The sequence below is a fragment of the Streptomyces barringtoniae genome (assembly GCF_020819595.1).
GTDB classification, from domain to species: domain Bacteria; phylum Actinomycetota; class Actinomycetes; order Streptomycetales; family Streptomycetaceae; genus Streptomyces; species Streptomyces barringtoniae.
Genome location: NZ_JAJHNP010000007.1, coordinates 349,611 through 369,200, shown reverse-complemented (window position 1 = coordinate 369,200; position 19,590 = coordinate 349,611). Strand labels below are relative to the sequence as shown.

17 protein-coding genes and 1 pseudogene are annotated in these 19,590 nt (G+C 69.6%); 8 read left to right on the top strand and 10 right to left on the bottom strand.

The window, feature by feature from the left end; all coding sequences use genetic code 11:
• Positions 1-81: 81 nt before the first annotated feature.
• The gene (locus LMU33_RS15405) at positions 82-729 is read left to right on the top strand and encodes a helix-turn-helix transcriptional regulator (RefSeq protein ID WP_228620925.1); all 648 of its coding nucleotides are present in this window, start codon (positions 82-84) and stop codon (positions 727-729) included.
• On the opposite strand, the gene LMU33_RS15400 is transcribed toward LMU33_RS15405, so the two are convergent.
• The 3 genes from LMU33_RS15400 to LMU33_RS15390 form a co-directional block, all read right to left on the bottom strand.
• On the bottom strand, positions 695-2,251 hold the full coding sequence (locus tag LMU33_RS15400; RefSeq protein WP_228620924.1) for a long-chain-fatty-acid--CoA ligase: 1,557 nt from the start codon (positions 2,249-2,251) through the stop codon (positions 695-697). The two genes, LMU33_RS15405 and LMU33_RS15400, sit on opposite strands and share 35 nt — an antisense overlap.
• Positions 2,248-3,498 (bottom strand): 5-aminolevulinate synthase, encoded by a 1,251-nt coding sequence (hemA, locus tag LMU33_RS15395; RefSeq protein ID WP_228620923.1) that lies wholly within the window; start codon positions 3,496-3,498, stop codon positions 2,248-2,250. Before hemA ends, LMU33_RS15400 begins: the two co-directional genes overlap by 4 nt.
• 69 nt (positions 3,499-3,567) lie before the next feature.
• Positions 3,568-5,148: a class I adenylate-forming enzyme family protein gene (locus LMU33_RS15390; RefSeq protein WP_228620922.1), complete on the bottom strand. Its 1,581-nt coding sequence runs from the start codon at positions 5,146-5,148 to the stop codon at positions 3,568-3,570.
• Between the two features lie 1,455 nt (positions 5,149-6,603).
• On the opposite strand from LMU33_RS15390, the gene LMU33_RS15385 reads away from it, so the two are divergent.
• The 4 genes from LMU33_RS15385 to LMU33_RS15370 all read left to right on the top strand — a co-directional run bounded on the left by LMU33_RS15385 (position 6,604) and on the right by LMU33_RS15370 (position 11,801).
• Positions 6,604-9,177, top strand: coding sequence for a beta propeller repeat protein (locus tag LMU33_RS15385; protein WP_228620921.1), 2,574 nt, complete (start codon positions 6,604-6,606; stop codon positions 9,175-9,177).
• A 359-nt stretch (positions 9,178-9,536) separates the two neighbouring features.
• Entirely contained in the window at positions 9,537-10,070 is a 534-nt protein-coding gene (locus tag LMU33_RS15380) for an NTPase (RefSeq protein WP_228620920.1), read from the top strand.
• A gap of 88 nt (positions 10,071-10,158) precedes the next feature.
• Entirely contained in the window at positions 10,159-10,299 is a 141-nt protein-coding gene (locus LMU33_RS15375) for a hypothetical protein (protein WP_228620919.1), read from the top strand.
• A gap of 281 nt (positions 10,300-10,580) precedes the next feature.
• Positions 10,581-11,801 (top strand): metallophosphoesterase, encoded by a 1,221-nt coding sequence (locus tag LMU33_RS15370; RefSeq protein ID WP_228620918.1) that lies wholly within the window; start codon positions 10,581-10,583, stop codon positions 11,799-11,801.
• Positions 11,802-12,086: 285 nt separating this feature from the next.
• Here LMU33_RS15370 and LMU33_RS15365 read toward each other — a convergent pair.
• From LMU33_RS15365 to LMU33_RS15340, 6 genes and pseudogenes are all read right to left on the bottom strand, one after another.
• Positions 12,087-12,306 (bottom strand): annotated as a pseudogene (locus LMU33_RS15365) (transposase); the annotation flags it as partial.
• Between the two features lie 491 nt (positions 12,307-12,797).
• Entirely contained in the window at positions 12,798-13,412 is a 615-nt protein-coding gene (locus LMU33_RS15360; RefSeq protein WP_228620917.1) for a GAF domain-containing protein, read from the bottom strand.
• A complete protein-coding gene (locus LMU33_RS15355) occupies positions 13,375-13,998 on the bottom strand; it encodes a GTP-binding protein (RefSeq protein ID WP_228620916.1) in 624 nt (207 codons plus the stop codon). The genes LMU33_RS15360 and LMU33_RS15355 overlap by 38 nt, the downstream gene beginning before the upstream one ends.
• Complete coding sequence (locus LMU33_RS15350) at positions 13,976-14,362, bottom strand: DUF742 domain-containing protein (protein WP_228620915.1); 387 nt, start codon at positions 14,360-14,362, stop codon at positions 13,976-13,978. The genes LMU33_RS15355 and LMU33_RS15350 overlap by 23 nt, the downstream gene beginning before the upstream one ends.
• A 3-nt stretch (positions 14,363-14,365) precedes the next feature.
• Positions 14,366-14,758 (bottom strand): roadblock/LC7 domain-containing protein, encoded by a 393-nt coding sequence (locus LMU33_RS15345; protein WP_228620914.1) that lies wholly within the window; start codon positions 14,756-14,758, stop codon positions 14,366-14,368.
• A gap of 76 nt (positions 14,759-14,834) precedes the next feature.
• Positions 14,835-16,400, bottom strand: coding sequence for a sensor histidine kinase (locus LMU33_RS15340; RefSeq protein ID WP_228620913.1), 1,566 nt, complete (start codon positions 16,398-16,400; stop codon positions 14,835-14,837).
• 177 nt (positions 16,401-16,577) lie between these two features.
• Between LMU33_RS15340 and LMU33_RS15335 the strand changes: the two genes are divergently transcribed.
• Positions 16,578-16,730, top strand: a complete 153-nt coding sequence (locus LMU33_RS15335; protein WP_228620912.1) for a hypothetical protein — start codon at positions 16,578-16,580, stop codon at positions 16,728-16,730.
• 549 nt (positions 16,731-17,279) lie between these two features.
• Here LMU33_RS15335 and LMU33_RS15330 read toward each other — a convergent pair.
• Positions 17,280-17,438, bottom strand: a complete 159-nt coding sequence (locus LMU33_RS15330) for a hypothetical protein (RefSeq protein ID WP_228620911.1) — start codon at positions 17,436-17,438, stop codon at positions 17,280-17,282.
• 73 nt (positions 17,439-17,511) lie between these two features.
• On the opposite strand from LMU33_RS15330, the gene LMU33_RS15325 reads away from it, so the two are divergent.
• On the top strand, positions 17,512-19,071 hold the full coding sequence (locus LMU33_RS15325) for a sialidase family protein (RefSeq protein ID WP_228620910.1): 1,560 nt from the start codon (positions 17,512-17,514) through the stop codon (positions 19,069-19,071).
• Positions 19,072-19,575 carry a hypothetical protein gene (locus LMU33_RS15320; protein ID WP_228620909.1) on the top strand — a complete coding sequence of 168 codons (504 nt, stop codon included), beginning with the start codon at positions 19,072-19,074 and terminating at the stop codon, positions 19,573-19,575.
• Positions 19,576-19,590: the final 15 nt, after the last annotated feature.

The window sequence follows — 19,590 nt, the reverse complement described above, 5'->3', positions numbered from 1 at the left end:
AAGGGAAGGTGGCCGACCTCGAACGGGGCGGCCACCCTCGCACGACCCGGGGCCCCACCCTCGTACAGAGAGAAGGAGAACATGTCTCTTCCGACGTCTCAGTCCGCGCGGGGCCTCACCGTTGCCCTGGCGGTCCGCAAGGACATCCACCGTTACGGACTCGAAGGGATGCTGCACTCCCTGGAGTCGATCGCGAGCATCTTCAGCTACTCGACCATCGCCGACGCTGCAGCGGCTGCCCCGGAGGTGTCGCCGGACCTGCTGCTCACCTCCACCGCCGAGCTGGCGGAGGCCACGGACCCGGTGTTGGCCCGGCAACTGCGCGACCAAGATGTGCGCCTGATGGTCCTCATCGGCCCCGACGAGCGGATGACGTCGGCCTGGGCCTCGCACGTGCATGGCTTCGTGGACCGATCGGCTCTCCACCTCAGCCTGCTGCGTGAAGCGGTCTCCGACGTGTGCGCCGGGCGCTTCCACGTATCGGCGAGCCTGGCACGGCGCCTGCTCGTACCTGCCGGTCCCAGCCCTGCCGTCGCGCTGACGGCACGTGAGACACAGGTCCTGGAACTGGTCGCGGGCGGCCTGAGCAACAAGCAGGCCGCCCGCTCGCTGGGCATTTCCGAGAACGGCGTCAAGCGGCTGATGGGGAACATCCTCGCCAAACTGAACAGCCCCAACCGCACCCTCGCAGTGGTCAGAGCGCTGGAGATCGGGCTGCTCGCGAAGTGAGCAGCAGTTTGGCCAACTCACGCTTGAGGACCTTGCCGCTGGGGCCCAGTGGCAGTCGCTCGACGAACTCCACGCGGCGCGGCCGCTTGTAACCGCTCAACTCCTGGCGCGCCAACTCGTCGAGTTCGCCGGAGAGTTCAGCGTCCGGGCCGGCGCCGTCCCTGCGCACCACGACTGCGCAGACCTGCTCGCCGCGTGCCGGATCCGGAACGCCTACCACAGCGACCTGCTCGACGGCCGGATGGCGCAGCAGCACATCCTCGACCTCACGCGGGTAGACGTTGTAGCCGCCCTGGATGATCACGTCCTTCTTCCGGTCCACGAGTGTGAGGTAGCCGTCCGGTGCCAAGTGTCCGAGATCTCCGGAGCGGAACCACCCGTCCACGAGCACCTCGGCGGTGGCCTTCGGAAGACCGAGGTATCCGGCCATCACGTTGTGGCCTCGGACGACGACCTCGCCCACCTCGCCCACGGGGAGCAACTCCACGCTGCCTTCCAGGTCGGCACGGGCGATGGCCACCTCCACACCTTCGACCGGCAGTCCCACGGTGCCGGGCCGCGGTGCTGTGCCCGGCTGGTTGTACGCGACACAGGGAGAGGTCTCGGTCAGCCCGTACCCCTCGTACACCTCGCAGCCGAAGGCGCGCTGCACCTGCGCCAGGACCGGTACTGCCAGCGCGGATCCGCCGCTGTAGGCGCGCCTCAGTCGGGGCGCGGGCGCGCCCGCAGCCACGGCTTCGAGCAGTGCGTGATACATGGTCGGCACGCCCATGAAGACGGTGCAGCCATGACGTTCCATCGCCTTGAGGGCCTGCTCGGCGGCGAACCGGGGCGCGAGGACCAGCGTGGCGCCCGCCAGGAAGCAGGTGCCCATGACGCAGACCTGCCCGAAGGTGTGCGACAGCGGCAGACAGCCATAGAGCACGTCGTCATCCTGGATCCCGAACGGGGAGACAGCGGTCACCTCGATGTTCGTGACGATGTTGCGATGGGTCAGCATCGCGCCCTTGGGGCGGCCCGTGGTGCCCGAGGTGTAGAGGATCGCCGCCAGGTCGTCCGGGGCGACCTCCGCGTAGTCCTCGATGGGCGGCCCGGCGTGGGGAGCGACGAGATCGATTCCGCCTGCGTGGCCGTCCGCCACGGTGAACAACTCGATTCCGGCGGCCGCGGCTGCGGGAGCACCCTGCTCAAGGGCTGTGCCCTCGCAGATGAGGGCGCGCGCATCGCAGTCCCTGAGCACGAACTCCACTTCGGCGGCTCGGGACTGCGCGTTCATCGGCACCACAACCGCCCCCAGGGCGAGGACGCCGTAGTAGACGGCCGGAAAACTGGGTGAGTTGGGCACGAGCAGAACCACCCGATCGCCGGGAGCTACGCCGTGGCGGCGCAGAACTCCGGCGTAGTGGCGGGCCCGGTCCCACAGCCGCTCGTAGGTGACGACGGTGTCGTCCCAGACCAGAGCCTGATGGTCCGGCCGCCGTGCTGCCGTATCGGCAAGCACGGCGGCCAGAGGGCGGGTCACACAGACTCCTTCACCGCGGCGGTACGTCCGGCCGCGCGGTCGGACGCCTTGGCGATCTCCAACTCCTGCCAGATGCCCGCGAGGGCCTCGGCGAACTTCTGTACGTCGGCCTCCGTGTGCGTCGCCGACGGAGCGATGCGCAGAAGTTCCTCGCCCGCACGGACACTGGGGGCGTTGATGGCCTGGACATAGATCTTGTGCCGGTCCAGAAGAAGCGCTGACGCCTGCTTGCACAGGGCGTCGTCGCCGACCAGCGCCGAGACGATGTGCGAGTCGGAGGACAGGAACGGCACGTCGGCCTCGTCGAGCAGCCGGTGCAGCAACTGGGCGTTCCTGGCCAGGCTCTGCCGCTCGGCATCGGAGGCGCGCAGGTGGCGTACGGCGGCCAGGGCACCGGCCGCGGTGGCGGGCGGCAGCGACGTGGTGAAGACGAACGCCCGCGACAGTGTGCGCACCGCGTCGATCAGGTCCTGCGGTCCGGCGATGTAACCACCGGCGGTGCCGAGGCCCTTGGCGAGGGTGCCCATGATGACATCGAACCGCTCGGCGATACCCTCGCGCGCTGCTATGCCGGCACCTTCAGGACCGTACATGCCGATGGCGTGCACCTCGTCGAGGAAGGTGGTCGCGCCGTACTGCTCGGCGAGGTCGGCGATCTCGGCGAGCGGCGCCACGTCACCGGACATGGAGTACACCGACTCCAGCACGATCAGCTTGGGTGCTTCCGGGTCGGCCTGCGCGAGGAGTTCGGCCAGGTGCGCGACGTCGTTGTGGCGGAAGATGCGCTTCTGGGCGCCGCTGCGCCGCAGACCGTCGATGATCGACGCGTGGTTCAGCTCGTCGGAGAAGACGACGGTGCCCTCGGGGTTGCCTGCGATCACCGCGAGTGCGCCGTCGTTGGCGGTGTAGCCGGAAGTGAAGAGCAGCGCCGCGTCCTTGCCGTGCCAGTCCGCGAGCTCGCGCTCCAGCTCCACGTGGCGGTGGTTGGTGCCGCCGATGTTGCGGGAGCCACCGGACCCGGCGCCGAACCGGGCGACGGCGTCGTGGACGGCGGCCAGGACGGCAGGGTGCTGTCCCATCCCGAGGTAGTCGTTGCTGCACCAGACGCTGACCTCGCTGTCCTCGCCGGCCGTGCGGGCGATCGCGCTGGGGAAGTTGCCGGCTCGGCGGCCGATCTCCAGGAAGGTGCGGGTGCGGCGCTGCTCATCGGTGAGCTGGTGGGTGAAGTAGTCGAGGTGCCGGGGCATGAGATTCCTCTCGTTCAGCAGGAGGTGAAAGTGGCTGAGGTGGAAGGGGAGTTGAGTTGACGCGGTGCCTCAGGCCGCAGCGGCGCTGTGCTCACGCAGCCTCGCCTTGTCGGGCTTGCCCGTGGCGTTCATGGGAAGTTCGTCGAGCACCAGGACCCGCTCGGGGGCCAGTGCCGGAGAGAGGGAGGAGCTGATGTGCTTGCGTACCGCGTCGGATTCGACGAGCGTGCCGGGGCGGCAGGTCAGGGCAGCGTGGAGGTGCTCGGTGCCATCGGTGTCGCGTACTCCGTAGACGGCCGCGAGAGCGACGCCGGGGACGGTCAGCAGCTCGCGCTCGACCACGGCCGGGTAGACCTTGACCCCGTCGACCTTGACGACGTCGGAGACACGGTCGAGCAGGTGGATGTAGCCGCGTTCGTCGCGGTAGCCGATGTCGCCGGTGCGGTACCAGCCGTCGCGCAGCACATCGGCGTCCAGGGCCGGGTCGAGGTAGCCATCCATGAGCTGCGGGGAACGCATCCGAATCTCACCGACCTGCCCGTCGGCCAACAGCGCCCCGGTGTCCAGGTCACGCACCTCCACCTCGACTTCAGGGAATACCCGGCCGACCGTCGCGGCCAGGCCGGGGTCAGCGTGCCCAGCCGGGTCGAGGAACGTGATGCGGCCGCTCTCCGTGGTGCCGTAGAGCTGCAGCAGGATCGGGCCGAACACCTCGAGCGCGGCGGTGATACGGCTGGGCGCCGCCGATGTCCCGCTGTAGCTCAGGCTCCGCAGGCTGGCCAGGCCGGCCGCCTCGGCGTCACGGTGCCCCAGATCGTCGAGATGGTCGAGCAGCCGATACAGCTGGGTGGTGGCCATGAAGGTGCGGGTGACGCGGTGCTCGGTGACGGTATGCGCTACCTGCTTCTCATCGAACTCCGGCAGTAGCACGACGCTACCGCCCACCGCCAGGGCACCGTCGACCAGGAGCCCGGCGCTGTGGCTCAGCGGGGTGCTGAACAGTGCCGTGATCTCGGCAGCCTCCGCGGGTGACTCGATCGCGATCCGCACCGTGCCCTCCCAGGCCCGCAGTGACTTGCGGATCCCCTTGGGGCGACCGGTGCTGCCGCTGGTGAACATGATCACTGCCAGGCCGTCGGGCTCCCCGCGCTCTGGGGCGATGGCCCCGGGGTCGTCGGTGGGCACGACCCCGGCGGATCCGGCCTGTCCGGGACCGACAAGGACTGCTTCGGAATGCTCGGCCAGTTCGGCGGCACGCGCCGCGCTGGTCCGGTCGGCATAGAGGACGGTCGCGCCCGTGTCACGCAGGATGCCGAGTTGGTCGGTGAGCGGCAGCATGGCCGTGCTGGTACCCGGGTTGGTGGAGCGCAGGTAACAGACGGCGGCGCCGGCCAGGTGAGCGGCATGCCGCACGGTGATCATGTCCGGACTGTTGGGTGCGGTGAGTACGGCGACCACGGTGCCGCGCCTGACGCCGGTTGCGCGCAAGGCGCGATAGGTGCCGGTGACAGCACGCAGGTAGTCGGCCGCTGTCAGCTCCGTACCCGGGTAGCGCAGCACCACCTTGCCAGGGTGCTTCGCCAGCGCCTTCAGTACATCGGGCACATAGCCGCCCGCGTTCGACCACCAGGCCTCGCCCGCAGCCACCATGCCGCCCTCTCCTTCCCACCGCGCCGAACGCGGCAGTCAGCTGTTGATCCGACGACTGAAGTCTTCTGGTCGCGAAAGGCCTGGAACAGGCGTGTTCGTGCATGCCGATCGTGCGGCTGTGCGGCTGCTCAACGGGGGTACCCGAATGGGTAGGCCACTCGGTGACCGCTCACTCGTTGCCCGTCGGGACGTTCCCTCAAGGCCGGGTGGTCAGCGTTCTCGCGGGGACACAAGGGAGTTGGGGAAGGCGGGCGCCGCCAGGATCCACCTGCGCGCGGACGACCTCGGCCTCAAGATGGCGGGCGTGCCCCTGGGCATGGGCAAGTCCGCGCGGCATGCCGCCAGATCCTTGCCTGTGGGGTGTGGAAACCGGGTTCAGGGCCTTGGCCTGCGGCTCCGTGGCCGGGGCAACGTGAGGTAGAGGGCCCGCCCCGACCGCTACCGGCGGCTCCGGCCGACCTGAATCACGTCCGGCTCACGCGACGCCAAGCCGTTGGCGGCCTGATCAATGAGTACCGGAGCGCTGCATAGGCCGCAGAGGCGGCGCCGAAGCTGAACTCGCGGCGTCGGCCGGGTTCCAGGGCGAGGGCGGCGGTGTGTTCGGGCGGTTGAGGGCGTTGGTCATCGTCTCGACGGGTTCGAGTGCGATGGAGGCGCGCCAGTCGCATGCCAGGGTGTCTCCGGTGAAGACGTGCATGTATCCCCTCTACTGCCAGACCCGCAGTTCCTCGCCGGTCGCCGGATCGGTCAGTACCGTCTCCATCCGGCCGCTGGCGCCGGGGGGGAGGTCCGGCGTGAAAGGCCAGTGCGCAGACTCGCCTCGCGGCCGTTCCCGGCTGTGAGGGGGTGAGGGCGGCGACAGCTCACGTGCGGAGCCGTCGCCCTGTCGCAGGGGCGCGTCACGGCTCGAACAGGCGCGGCGCCGCGGTCATGGGCCGTGGTTCCCGTCCGGGCGGCATGGCGGGAGCTGGTCGTCCGGACGGGAAGCCTGGCCTGGTGGGCCGCGCACTTGGCGATAGGCGGTTTGCCTGAGGAGAAGTATTCGGCCGCTTGTGTGCCGCCGGGGAGACGTCACACATCCATAACCCGGCGTTATGGATGGTGTGTCGAGGACTCCGGCGGACCTCCGCCGCCGATGGTGACTGGCCTCTTCCGGTACCTCCGGCCATCCCCGCACAGCCACGCCGTAAGCCGCGTTCCCGCACGTCATCACCGGTATCCGCTCATCGGAAGCGCGGATCCCGGACCTTCTTCCCCGGCGCGCTCGGGACCGGGCCGGTGCCCGCCCCAGTCGCGGGCGCAGTCCGGCAATTCCTATCCAGCGGCAACCCCAGCCGTATGAAACCGAATTGAGGCTATGCGAGCCGCGCACTGACCCTTTACGCTCACCGGCGTCCTGTGGTGGCGGGAGCACCGCGCGACACAACTCGCGTTCTGATGCCCAGGAGGCATGTGATGCTCCCTCGCGCCAGCCTGCTCGTGGCCGCCATGGTGGCCACGGCGGTTCTCACCGGCGGCACACCCGGCGTTGCCGTCCCCCGAACCCACCACCCGTCCGCCGACCGTCGGTTTGCCGCACTCGCCAGGCAGGTCCACCTGAGCAACACCGGCGGCATGCAACCGGCCGACGACGGTGGTGATCCTGACGACCCTGTCGCCGGTACCCTCCAGTTCGCCGCGGCACGTACGGCCCCGTCCGCCACGGTTTCCGGCGCCGCACTCGCTGCGGGAGCGGCCGCCGGCGACCGGCTTCCGGTGCGTGGCGGCACCTGGTCCGAGGTGACCAGTGGTTCGGCCGACAGCGAGACCCCCGGTTATGCCGACCCGTCCTACTCCGACTACGGCTCCGGCTGGGGTCCGGTGACCGGCAGGGCGTCCGCACTGGCCACGGACGGCCCGTGGGTGTACGCCGGGTTCGCCGACGGCGGCGTCTGGCGGTCCAAGGACACGGGCAGGACCTGGACCCCCGGATTCCAGCACGCGTCCACCGAGTCGATCGGCTCGCTGTGGGTGAATCCCGCCGACCACTCCCTGTGGGTCGGCACCGGTGAGGCCAACACCAGCGCCGACAACTACACCGGCCAGGGCGTCTACCGCTCCGCCGACCACGGCAGGACCTTCCAGCGGGTCGGCGGCTCCGAGCTGCTCAACGCCCAGGTCGCCACGTTGACGACGAACGGCTCGTACGTGTTCGCGGCAACGAGCCACGGCCTGTGGCGTCGCCCGTTCTCCGGCCGGCTGGACACCCCGTGGCAACGCGTGCTCAGCCCCGACCCCAACCCGGACAAGGACCCGGCGCGGACCTCAATCATCTCCAGCGTCACCGTCCGGCCGGGCAGTCACGGCGCCACGGTGCTGGCCGCACTGGGCTTCCGCAACGGCACCCCCTACGACGGGCTCTACCTGTCCACGAAGGGCGGCGCACCGGGTACCTTCCAGCGGATACGGCCCGCCGGGATCGACGACTCCGACATCGGCCGCACCAGCCTCGCCTACGCCCCCGACGGCAGCGCCCTGTACGCGGTGATCCAGTCACCGGCCTACACCGCCGGCAAGCGCCCCTCGCCGATGCAGTCGACCTCGCTCAAGGGCGTGTACAAGTCGGCGAACGGCGATCCGAACGGGCCGTGGACGCTCGTCGCGGACGCCGGGACGCTCGGCAGATCCGGATCCGCCCAGTCCTTCCCGTCCACCTACGAGCCGGGAGTGGGCTCCTGGTACAACCAGTACGTCAAGGTCGACCCACACGACCCGCAACACGTCTACGTCGGTTTGGAGGAGGTCTACGAATCCCGCGACGGCGGCGCGAGTTGGACGACGATCGCACCCTTCTGGAACTACACGCTGCCCTGCTACGGCACCGCCACGGGCTGTCCGCCCACCGTCCACACGGACCAGCACGCCATCGCGATCAACGACGAGGGCCGGTTGTACGTGGGCAGCGACGGCGGGGTGTGGACCCGGCTGACGACCGACCATGCCACGGCAGGCTGGTACGACCTCAACTCCGGGCTGCACACGCTCCAGTACTTCTACGTCGGCGCAGGTCACGACCCTCAGGGCGGAACGGCGCTGTGGGGAGGCCTGCAGGACAACGGCGCAACCCTGGTGCGCGGCAACTCCCACGACGTGATCCAGCCGTTCGCCGGTGACGGCGGCGATGTCATCGTGGACCCGGACAACGCCGACCGCGCGGCCGTCGAATACACCTACGGCGACATCGCGGTGACCACCGTCGGTGGCCGCTCCGACGGCACAGCAGCGGCATTCCGGGAGATCAGCCCCGGCTGCCAGATCAGTGCGCCGATCGCCGGCTGTGATCCCAAGATGCAGTTCATCGCCCCGTTCACCGCCGACAGGGCGAACGGCAACCGCTGGGTGATCTCGGGCCGGTACGTATGGGAGACCCAGAAGGGTTTCGGCACGGTCTGCGCGAAGGCCGCCGGGACATGCGACTGGCAGCCCGTCCACGACCTCGGCGAGACCGCGTCCACCACCGCGGTCGAAGCCGACAACGGCGTCGACTACGTCGGCTGGTGCGGTCCGTGCCTGCCCTCGGACGAGGACGGAAGCGGCTTCAAGAGCGGCATCGCCACCAACTACGGCGGCACCTGGCACACCATCACCGCACCGAACCTGCCGAACCGCTACGTCACCCGGATCGTCAGCGACCCGGCTCATCCCGCCCACGTATACGCCGTTTACGGCGCGTACTCACGCAAATGGATCCCGGGTGGCGGCGTCGGGCACGTCTTCGAGTCGCTGGACGGCGGGGCGACCTGGAGGGACATCAGCGGCAATCTGCCCGACGTCCCGGCGGACGCGATGGTCATCGCGAAGGGACAGTTGATCCTCGCCACCGACCACCTCGTCTACGTCGCCGACGTCAGGACGCCGACCCGCTGGTCCCGGCTCGGCCACGGCCTGCCCAGCTCGGTCACGACCGACATCGCCCTCCTTCCTTCGGGTGACACAGTGGTCGCCGCGACACACGGCCGTGGTCTGTGGAGGCTCAGGCTGAGCAGATGAGCCGACCGAGCCGGGCCGGCGGGCGCTGACGGCGTCGGCCGGACCGGTCGGACGGGTGCACGAGGCATCTCCACCCACGTCCACAGCGGTGGTCGGCGTTGGCGCCTCCGACACGGCCCACAGGCGGAAGAAGCAGCGTTGCCCGTGTCCAGGCGGAGGCATCCCTCCCCCTGCGTTACCGGGTAATCGCTGCATGGTCGCTGAACGCCACGCTCCTGAGCTCGATTCCGGGCGTTCGCGCGGCCGCCCTGCCCGAAACAGTGCGGCCGCCGCCGGCGCGGTCGGGCCACTCCATTGGCCGAGCAGCCCGACCGCCGCACCGGGAACCCTTCATACGGGCCTGTCAGGGAGCGCACACGATGCCGACGAGAATCCTGCTCGAAGGACGCCCCGGCGCGGGCAAGACGACCCTTGTCCGCCGACTGGCCACGCTCCTGCGCACCCGCAGGGCCGTCGGTTTCACCACGGAGGAGATCCGGCACGGCGGTACCCGCAGCGGTTTCGCGCTGGAGACACTGGAGGGCGGTCGCCGAGCCGTGCTCGCCCATGTCGACTTCCCCGGTCCACCGCGGGTGGGCCGGTACGGCGTCGATCTGGACGTCATGGAGCGGTTCGCGCTGCCGCCGCTCATGTCGGCGGCAGCGGATCCCGCTGCTGGAGATCTCGTACTGATCGACGAGCTCGGGCGTATGGAGCTGGCGTGCACCGCGTTCCAGGACGCGGTCCGGCATCTGTTCGAGTCCGACATCGACATCGTCGCCACAGTCCACGCGCACCGTGACCCGTTCACCGACGCCCTCAAGGAGCGCCCTGACATCACCCTGCTCCAAGTGACCCGGACCAACCGGGACACGCTCCCCGAGGATCTGGCAGCCCGGCTCGAGAAGCCGTGACGAGCGTCGCCCGAGCACAGGCCATGGTTCCACCTGAGTGATTGACCGGGCCATCCGCACCAGTCGTCGGAGGAGGAGCGCGGCTGGTTTGCCGACGGTCACGGGAGCCATCGGTCCGCGCTCCGTTACCCCGGCCGCGGAACTGCCGCAGTACGTCGATGAAGACCTCATCAAGGAGCTGGAGGCCAAGCAGGGCCAGACCCGGCTCGCTCCTGCAGCTGGTCCGTGAGCTGAACGCCTGTTTCCGGGCCGGCTTCAGTGAGGCCGTCACTCGCCGTCGTCGGCTTCGGCCATCGTACCGCCGGGGCGCGCTCCACTGGCGGCAGTACCAAGCCGGGGCAGTAGCGCCCTGATCGCGGCTCATGCCAAGGGAGGTGTCTGCGGCGGAGCCTTGCCATCCCGCAGAGAACCCTTCGCCCCAAGGAGCCGCGACCATGAACGCCGGTCCGGCCGGCCCGAAGGCGACCGGATACAGTGCGCGAGACAGCAGCCTGGCCAGGGAGGGGAAGCGTGACCGCCACCAGCAACACCCGGCCCGCCGAGGGTGAAGCGCAAGCGCCGCGGCAGAGCCGACTGCACCGCCTGATGCGCTACATCCCCCTGATCGCCCCCGTCCTGCTCTGGGCCGTGCCCTGCTGGGTGCTCCTGCACAGCGGCCAGCACTGGCCGCTGCCCGTCACGCTGGTCGGCACCGCCCTGTTCGTCCTCGGTCTCATCGGTATGCCGCTCGCGATGATGCGCGGCCACGGCCGGCGCCAGCAGGACCGGGCGGCGATCATCGGTGACACCCTGCTGGGCACCAGCTGGGTGCTGTTCACCTGGTCCGTTCTGCTCGGCGTCGTACTACGGCTCGCCCTGAGCGTGGCCGGCATCGGCGAGAGTCAGGACCGGGCCCGAATCGTCACGTGGGCCGTCCTCGGCACAACCGCCCTACTGCTCGCCTGGGGGTACGCCGAGGCCCGCCGCGTGCCACGCGTGCGCCGACTCGACGTGCAACTCCCGCGACTGGGGGCCGGGCTGGACGGCACGCGCGTCGTCCTCATCACCGACACCCACTACGGCCCACTCGATCGCGCCCGCTGGTCGGCACGGGTGTGCGAGACGGTGAACACCCTGGAAGCCGACCTGGTCTGCCACACCGGCGACATCGCGGACGGCACGGCCGAACGCCGCCGCGCCCAGGCCGCCCCACTCGGTACCGTGCGGGCCACCCGGGCCCGTGTCTACGTCACCGGCAACCACGAGTACTACAGCGAGGCCCAGGGCTGGGTCGACCTGATGGACGAGCTGGGCTGGGAGCCGCTGCGCAACCGCCATCTGCTGCTCGAACGCGGCGGCGACACCCTCGTGGTCGCCGGCGTGGACGACGTCACCGCCGAGTCCTCCGGCCTGGCAGGCCACCGCGCCCACCTCGCCGGAGCCTTGGACGGCGCCGACCCCGACCTGCCCGTCCTGCTCCTGGCACACCAGCCCAAGTTCGTCGACCGGGCGGCAGCCGCCGGCATCGACCTCCAGCTCTCCGGCCACACCCACGGCGGCCAGATCTGGCCCTTCCACCACCTGGTCCGCATCGACCAGCCCGCCCTCGCCGGCCTCAGCCACCACGGCGCCCGCACCCTCCTCTACACCAGCCGCGGCACCGGCTTCTGGGGCCCGCCGTTCCGCGTCTTCGCCCCCAGCGAGATCACCCTGCTCGTACTCCGCTCCCCACACCTGCCCACCTCGCCGTAGCACGGGGCGGCCCAACACATCCGCTTGGAGCGGTCCACGAGCCGAGGGGGTGCGGCGTCGACAGATGACCAGGCCCGTCTCTGAGGACAAGGCAAACGCCGCCGCACATGCCCGTAGACAGAGTCGGCACGCCCCCTGCCGGCGCCTTAGGATTCCTGGCAAAATGAACTGCCTATGTCATGTGGTGACTCCGCCTGTGGCTACGGTCGCGATCAGCTGCCATCCATCGGACTGACCGCGCTATGGTCCCCGTCCGCCCGACGGGCACTCAGCAACGCGACCACGGCACCTTTGATGCCGGGCCTGCGGAAACACCTCTGCCAGAGCCCGCCACAGGCCCATCGCCCCGTCCCCGACCACCCAGGGCCGGGTCCCTCATTCCCCGCCGCCGGCAGTCGCGCAGCAAGTCGGCCCATGATTCGGTGGATTCCCGCAGACCCGCCGCGAGCGCGATCAGTTCCTTGGTGCCATCGAGGCGGACGCCCATCAGAACCAGGACGCAGGAGTGAGCCTGGCCGAGGTGCAGCACCTTACCGACCCTGCCACAAGACCGGCCCACCCTCGTCGACCCCTGCCGCGACCATCTCCGCGAACGGCGGCCTACCCCACCTCGGCAGTCTCACCAGCGGCCGAAGGCGTCAACACCCGCACCTGGAGGATCATGAGACAGATGCACGGCCGCGCCGACTTCGACGTCCTCCGCCTCCGCCACCGCATCCTGTTGCCCTGACGGACCCCCGGCGTCACCATCGACTACGGGCCAGACCCTTCATTTGGATACTCCCACTCGGCAACCGCCTCGTCGGCATCCTCCACGGATGCTCAAGACCCGAACCCACTACGACGAAGCGGCCGCCTGGTCACACCAGGCACCCCACGCCGTTCGACATCAAACGACAGGGGGTGTCTGACCCGCACGCCCGCTTGTCGACGGCCGTTCCCCAGAAGTTGCAGCTCACAGACCATGGATGGGGTTTGCGAGTCCGGCGGCGCCGGTCAGCTGCGACGGCGTGCCGACTCCTCGAGCCGTTCGACCAGTTCCGCAGCCATGGCCTTGATGGTTTCCAGCCCCTTACGCCCCCATGGTTGCGGGTCCTGGTCGACTACGCAGATGGTGCCGAGCACCACACCGGTGCTGTCTATCAGCGGTGCGCCCAGGTAGGAGTGGACGCCGATCGCGTCGACCACCGGGTTTCCGGCGAACCGCGGGAAATCCCGGATGTCCTCCAGCACCAGCGCCCGGCGACGCTTGACCACGTGCGGGCAGATGCCCATGTCGATGTCGCGGGGCATGACGCGGCCGGGCACCGGGTCCTCCAGCAACGGCGGTCCCACGTGCACCGGGGTGTCCTGTGCGGCGCTGTACAACCCTGCGAAGTACTGGCGGTCGGCGTCGAGGAAGAAGTTGACCCCGGCATAGCAGCCGCCGGTGCGCTGTGCCAGCTCCCGTGCGAAGGCGTCGAGTTCCGTATCCGGACGGGCTTCGATGCCCAGCGCGCGCAGCCGCTCGGATCGGGTACGCACCTGTGGGTCCTCCGGGGGGAGGAGTAGATGGCGCACGGCGATCCCGGACTCAGGCCCGGAGGAGGGGTGGGGCGGTGTCGCTGCCATGGGAACTCCTTGTCGTGATCAGGTGCTGGATCAGTTCGAGCAGCACGCGGATGCCGGAGCTCTGGACGCGGGCGTCGCACAATGCCACCGGCACCTCCTGCCTGAGGTCGAGCGCGGTCCGCACCTCCTCCGCGTGGTAGCGGTGGGCGCCGTCGAACTCGTTGACGGCGACGACGAAGGGGATGCCGCGCCGCTCGAAGAAGTCCACCGCCGCGAAGGAGTGCTCCAGCCTGCGGGTGTCGGCGAGGACCACCGCCCCGAGCGCCCCCTCGGAGAGTTCGTCCCACATGAACCAGAAGCGCTCCTGTCCGGGTGTGCCGAACAAGTACAGGACATGGGCCGGACCGAGCGTGATCCGGCCGAAGTCCAGGGCCACCGTGGTGGTGGCCTTGTCCTCCACTCCGTCCAGTCGGTCCGTGGCCGCGCTGACGGCGGTCAGCATCTCCTCGGTGCTCAGCGGCTCGATCTCGCTGAGCGTGTTGACGAAGGTGGTCTTTCCCACGCCGAACCCGCCGGCGATGAGCACCTTGATTCCCACCGGCAGGGCTTCGGCGGGCAGCGGGTCACAGTCGTTTGAGGAGGGCATCGCGCACCGCTTCCAGGAGGTCTCGATCAGGTCGTGCGTAGTGACCCGGGGACGGCGGGGGCGCGTCGCCTGCGACCACCGCGCCGCCCTCAGCCAGATCGGACAGCAGCACCTTGACCACGGCGGCCGGCACCTGCATCCGGGCCGCGACCTCGGCGACGCTCACGGGGCTCTCGCACAGCGCCAGCACCTGCGCATGCTCCAGGCCGAAGGCGCCCTGCGTCTGGACACCCGTGGCCCGCACCACGGTCACGAGCGTGAAGTGGGACGTGGCCCTGGTCCGGCCGTCGCTCACGGTGTAGGGACGGACCAGCCGCCCGACCGCTTCGTTGATCAGCGGTCCGTCGGGGAGGACCGGCGACATCGGCTACCCCACCGGGTGCCGGGGCGGCGTGGCCAGGTGCGGGCGCACGCTCTTCACCATCATGCCCATCTCGTAGCCCAGCACCGCCGCGTCCGCCTCGCGTCCGGCCAGCACCGCTAGCACCGCGCCGTGCCCGGCGGCCGAGACGAACAGCAGCGAGGTGCTGAGCTCCGTCACTATCTGTCGCACGTCGCCGCCATCGTCGAAGTGCCGGCCCGCGCTGCGCGCCAATGAGTACAGCCCACTGGCGAGCGCGGCCAACTGGTCCGCGGCGTCCGCCTCGAGCCCCTCCGCCGCCTTCACCAGTCCGTCCGAGGACAGCAACAAGGCGCTTCGGGTGTGCGGCACCCGGTTCACCAGACCTGTCAACAGCCAGGAAAGGTCTTCGCTCGCCACGATCGTGTACTCCTCTTCGGCAGAAGGAAATGGCTTGCTGGACGGGGCCCCTGGCCTTCAGGGTGGCCCTCGGGTGTCAGGGCGTCTCCGCTTCCTCGGCCCTGCGTAGTCCGGTCTGGAACGCGGCCATCAGGCCCGGGTCGTGTGCGATGTCCTCGGAAGTACCGGCGCTGGGGACCGGGTGCGGCTGTTCGGCGGCGTGGTCCCGGCGTCGCTGAGGCAGCCGCGGACGGTCGTCCTCACCGTGGGAGGGCATCGGGGCGGGCTGGGGTTCGGAATCGGACACGCGCGGATCCGCGACGACGGTCATCACTGTCGCCGGGGGGTCCGTCGCCTCGGGCTCCACTCGGTCTCGCGGCACCGCGTCAGGGGTCGCGACAGCGGGGTGCTCGGGCGCGGGAGCTGCCGGCTGCGGGCCGAGCAGCGCCGTGGGCAACACCATGACGGCCTGAGTGCCGCCGTATACGTTGCTCTGCAACTGCACAGCGATGTCATGCCGCTGGGCCAGGACCGAGACCACGTACAGGCCAATCCGGCCGTCCTGCAGCAGCTCGCCGAGGGCGACCTTGTCGGGTGCACCCAACACCCTGTTCATTTGGTTGCGCTCGGCTGCTGACATGCCCAGGCCTCGGTCTTCGACCTCGATCGCCACCCCGGCAGCGACGGGCTCGACCCGCACGTGCACGGTGGTCTGGGGCGGTGAGAAGACCGTCGCGTTCTCCAGCAGCTCGGCCAGCAGATGGACGACGTCGACCACGGCGTGGCCGCTGACCGTTCCATCAATGGGCGGGACCAGCTTGACCCGGGCATACTGGTCGATCTCGGCGACGGCGGAACGCAGCACGTCGGTCAGGCCGACGGGACGGGTCCACTGGCGGTGGGTGTTCGCGCCGCCGAGCACGGCCAGGTTCTCGGCGTAGCGGCGGATTCGGGTGGACAGGTGATCCACCCGGAACAGCCCCTTGAGCAGGTCGGGGTCCTCGACCTCGTTCTCCAGGCTGTCCAGCAGTCCTATCTCGCGGTGCACCAGGGACTCGAGTCGACGCGCCAGGTTGGCGAACACCTCGAACTGCTCCAGCCGGGCACTGTGTTCCGCACCGAGCGCACCGGCGGCGGTCTCCAGCAGGGCTGCCTCCGCCTCGTGCCGGGCCGCAGCGATCTCGAATCCGAGTCGGGAGAGTCCGTCCGGGCCGGTCTGCGGCGGCAGTTCTGGCTGGCGCCGCACAGGGGGCTCCCCAGCCCTCAGCCGACGGAACAACGACCCCAGTTCGGCTCTGCCCTCGGCTGTGGTGCGGATCAGCTCGGCCAGTTCGGCACGGTCCCGGTCGGCCGCACGGGACAGCTCCGTCCAGTGCTTGGTGGCTGCTCGTGCCTCCGCCGAAGCCCTTACACCCGCGATTCCTGCCGCCATGGCGCCGATGAGGACCACACCGCCGAACATCGCCCCCTGGTCCGCCCGGTCCAGGTGGCCGTCACTGACCAGCGCGGTGGTCACCGCACCGGCCACGGCGACCACGCCCGGTGGCAGCACGGACCACAGCAACTGACGCCGCATGGAGGACCCGGCCCGCGACTCGGCCGTCAAGCGGACGGTCACGGGCGCTGCCGGCCGGTCGTCCGGCGGCGTGAAAGGATCGGGCATAACAGTCCCTGGACAGTGCGATGATCAGGCCGAGCGCGCACGTTACCGCGCACCAGGACGCCGGTGTCAGCCTCTGGCACGCACAGAGATCGAACCGTTGTCCTTATCTTCGCTTCAATGTGCCGTCCCGGCGTGTGAGTCGGGACACAGCTCGACGAGATACTCGAGAAGGTCGACGTGGCCCTGGCCGAGCGGGCCGCCGTGGCGCTACGGCTGTCGAGGCGGGAGTTCGACGACGACGGCGTCCTGCGTCGCACGGCCGGCGACTACCAGGCCGGCGCGGGACCTGCCCTGCTCACCGAGGGTGCCACGCCGGCGCCCGTGTCCTGAAGGTCCATGAGCATCTTTCGGGCGAGTCGGGTGACCCATGCCGCGGTCGGGTGCGCGGTTGCACCGGGGATCCGCACACGCCGGGTGGCCTGCTCGATTATCGCGAGGACGTACAGGTCGCCCCGGTCAGGGTGTTGGTCGCGAAGAAATCGGCGGCGTGGATGGCCTGTGCTCGACAGCGTAGGAATGTAGCGCCGGTTGTGCAGGTGTGCTCGGATGCGGTGCCGATGCCGTGCTCCTTGAGGATGTTCCGCACGGTGGATGCGGCGACCGTGATGTCAAGGACGACGAACTCACTGACGGAACGTATGGCGCGCGGTCGCCTGGGACGTTTGGGGCGGGAGGCCTTGGCGTGGCGGCGGCGAAGCAGGTCGCGGTGCCGGCACGGCAGTGTGCCGGGCGAAAAGAGTTCGGATTCCTTGCGACGGACGCCGCCTACCTCCCCGTAGAGCAGACGAAGGCCTGATCAGTATCGCCACGCACCATCCAGTCTTCGTCCGACTCACGAACCCCGGAGGTATTTGTGGCTCTCTTCTCCGCGCTACGTCTTCACCGCAACAGCCGGTCGCGGTGGCGCATTACCGTGGGGTTGCTGGCGCTGGTCGCCGGTGCTCTGCCGAGTGTGTCGGCAGACGCCGCCGCTCCGCCCTCGGGCTCGGTCAGCGACACGGCGCCCACGGCCACGTGGAGCGCCGGTCCTTTCGTCATCCCGAACATCTCTGGCACCGCGGGAACGGTCAGCTGCGGGAATCCGCAACTCTGCGACGACTATGCCCTGAAGGTGTCCGTACCTGCCGGCTACGACACTGATCACAGCCTGCGCATCGACATCAAGTGGCCCGACACCGCAGCCGACTTCGACCTCTACGTCCTCGACGCGAACGGTCGGGAGGTGGCCGCCTCGGCGTCCTCCAGCGACCCCGAGACCGTGCTGCTTCCGGCGCTGACGGCGTCGTACACCGTGCGCGTGGTGCCGTACGCACCGCTCGGTGACAGGTTCACCGGCGTTGCGAGCCTGGTCGCCAACCCGGCCGATCCGCCGCCGAGCACGGCCGTCCCGCCGACGTACGCCAACTCCTCGGCGCCTGACGGCATCAAGGACGCGCACAACGCCGGTGAGCCCTCGATCGGCGTGGACCGCGCGAGTGGCGCCGCGATGTTCCAGGCGTACACCTCGACGCTCAAGGTCACCTACGACGGCGACGGCACCGCCACTTGGCAGGACAAGAGCGCGCACGCGGCCAACGGCTGTCCCCTGGGCAGCACCACCAGCCTCGACCCCATCCTGTTCACCGACCCTGCCGCCCGCCGTACCTTCGAGTCGCAGCTCGCCGGCAAGACTGCTCTGACCTGCTACACCGACGACGACGGCGAGACATGGACGCCGACGGGCGGCTCCGGCGTCAACTCCGGTGTGGACCACCAGACCATCGGTGGCGGCCCCTTCACCCCAGGCGGACCTGGTGCCCTCACGTCCTACCCCAACGCCGTCTACTACTGCTCGCAGGACATCGCCGACGCCTCCTGCGCGGTCAGCCGGGACGGCGGTCTCACCTATGGGCCCGCCGTTCCGATGTACTCGCTGCTGGACTGTGGCGGCCTGCACGGGCACGTGAAGGTCGCGCCGGACGGCACGGTGTACGTGCCCAACAAGGGCTGCGGCGGCAACCAGGCCGTGGCCGTCTCGGAGGACAACGGGCTGACGTGGACGGTCCGCAAGAATCCCTCCAGCACCCCCGGTGACTCCGACCCGAGCGTGGGGGTCGGAGCCGGCGGGACGGTGTACATGGGCTACCAGAACAGCGACGGCACTGCGCGTATCGCCATCAGCCACGACAAGGGCAAGACGTGGCTGTACGACCAGAACGTCGGCGCCGCTCTCGGCATCAAGAACATCGTCTTCCCGGCCGTGACCGCAGGCGACGACGACCGCGCCGCCTTCGCCTTCCTGGGCACCACGACCGGCGGCAACTACCAGGACGCGGCCGGCTTCAAGGGCGTCTGGCACCTGTACGTGGCCACCACCTACGACGGCGGCCAGTCGTGGGTCACCGTCGACGCCACGCCCACCGACCCGGTGCAGAGGGGCTCGATCTGCACCAGTGGCACCACCTGCGGCCAGGACCGCAATCTTCTGGACTTCATCGACGTCACCCTCGACGCCCAGGGCCGCGTGCTCGCCGCGTACGCCGACGGCTGCACCGGCACCTGCGCTACCGGCGGGCCCCAGAACTACGACGCACTGGCCTCCATCGCCCGTCAGGCCACCGGCAACACGCTGTACGGCGCGTTCGACGCCGTGGTCCACGGCGCACGCAAGAAGCCCGAAGGAGGCCAGTAGGTGAAGTCCTTCCTCCCCGCTGCCGCATTGGGCGGCGTAGTCCTCAGCCTGGCGACTGTCACGGGATGCTCGACGACGACCAAGCACGCCGGGCCCGAGAGACAGACGCGGTATGCGGCCGGGCAAGGAGCAGATCCGTCTGCCGCGAAGGCGGCCGACACCGCGTCCGGCGGCTGTCCTACCGCCGCCTCACTGCCGCTGCCCAAGGACTTCCCGGTCACCCTGCCGGTGCCCGACGGCGCGGTCGTCACCTCGGTGGAGCACCGCACCGGTAACCGGCTCGTCGTCGTCGCAGTCGTACGGGGCGGCTTCGACTCCGCGCTGTCCTTCCTGCACAAGCAACTCCCGAAGGCCGGATACGCCCTGAAGGAGGGCGAGGTGGAGCAGGACGACGCCGAGTCGAACTTCTCCTCAGCGACCGTCAACGGCCGCTGGACCCTGCAGAAGATGCCTGATTGTGAGGGAGGGCTGTGCCTGACGTACCTGACGTCCGCCGCCTCCTGAGCCTGGTCAGACCGA

Excerpts from the sequence above, each read along its gene's own strand:
- LMU33_RS15405 (WP_228620925.1), top strand. The coding sequence starts at position 82 with ATGTCTCTTCCGACGTCTCAGTCCGCGCGGGGCCTCACCGTTGCCCTG.
- hemA (WP_228620923.1), bottom strand. The coding sequence starts at position 3,498 with ATGCCCCGGCACCTCGACTACTTCACCCACCAGCTCACCGATGAGCAG.
- LMU33_RS15390 (WP_228620922.1), bottom strand. The coding sequence starts at position 5,148 with ATGGTGGCTGCGGGCGAGGCCTGGTGGTCGAACGCGGGCGGCTATGTG.
- LMU33_RS15385 (WP_228620921.1), top strand. The coding sequence starts at position 6,604 with ATGCTCCCTCGCGCCAGCCTGCTCGTGGCCGCCATGGTGGCCACGGCG.
- LMU33_RS15380 (WP_228620920.1), top strand. The coding sequence starts at position 9,537 with ATGCCGACGAGAATCCTGCTCGAAGGACGCCCCGGCGCGGGCAAGACG.
- LMU33_RS15360 (WP_228620917.1), bottom strand. The coding sequence starts at position 13,412 with ATGGCAGCGACACCGCCCCACCCCTCCTCCGGGCCTGAGTCCGGGATC.
- LMU33_RS15355 (WP_228620916.1), bottom strand. The coding sequence starts at position 13,998 with ATGCCCTCCTCAAACGACTGTGACCCGCTGCCCGCCGAAGCCCTGCCG.
- LMU33_RS15350 (WP_228620915.1), bottom strand. The coding sequence starts at position 14,362 with ATGTCGCCGGTCCTCCCCGACGGACCGCTGATCAACGAAGCGGTCGGG.
- LMU33_RS15340 (WP_228620913.1), bottom strand. The coding sequence starts at position 16,400 with ATGCCCGATCCTTTCACGCCGCCGGACGACCGGCCGGCAGCGCCCGTG.
- LMU33_RS15330 (WP_228620911.1), bottom strand. The coding sequence starts at position 17,438 with ATGACGAAAGGACCGGCGCTCCACGTGGCCGTGGGCGCCGTGTCGCTG.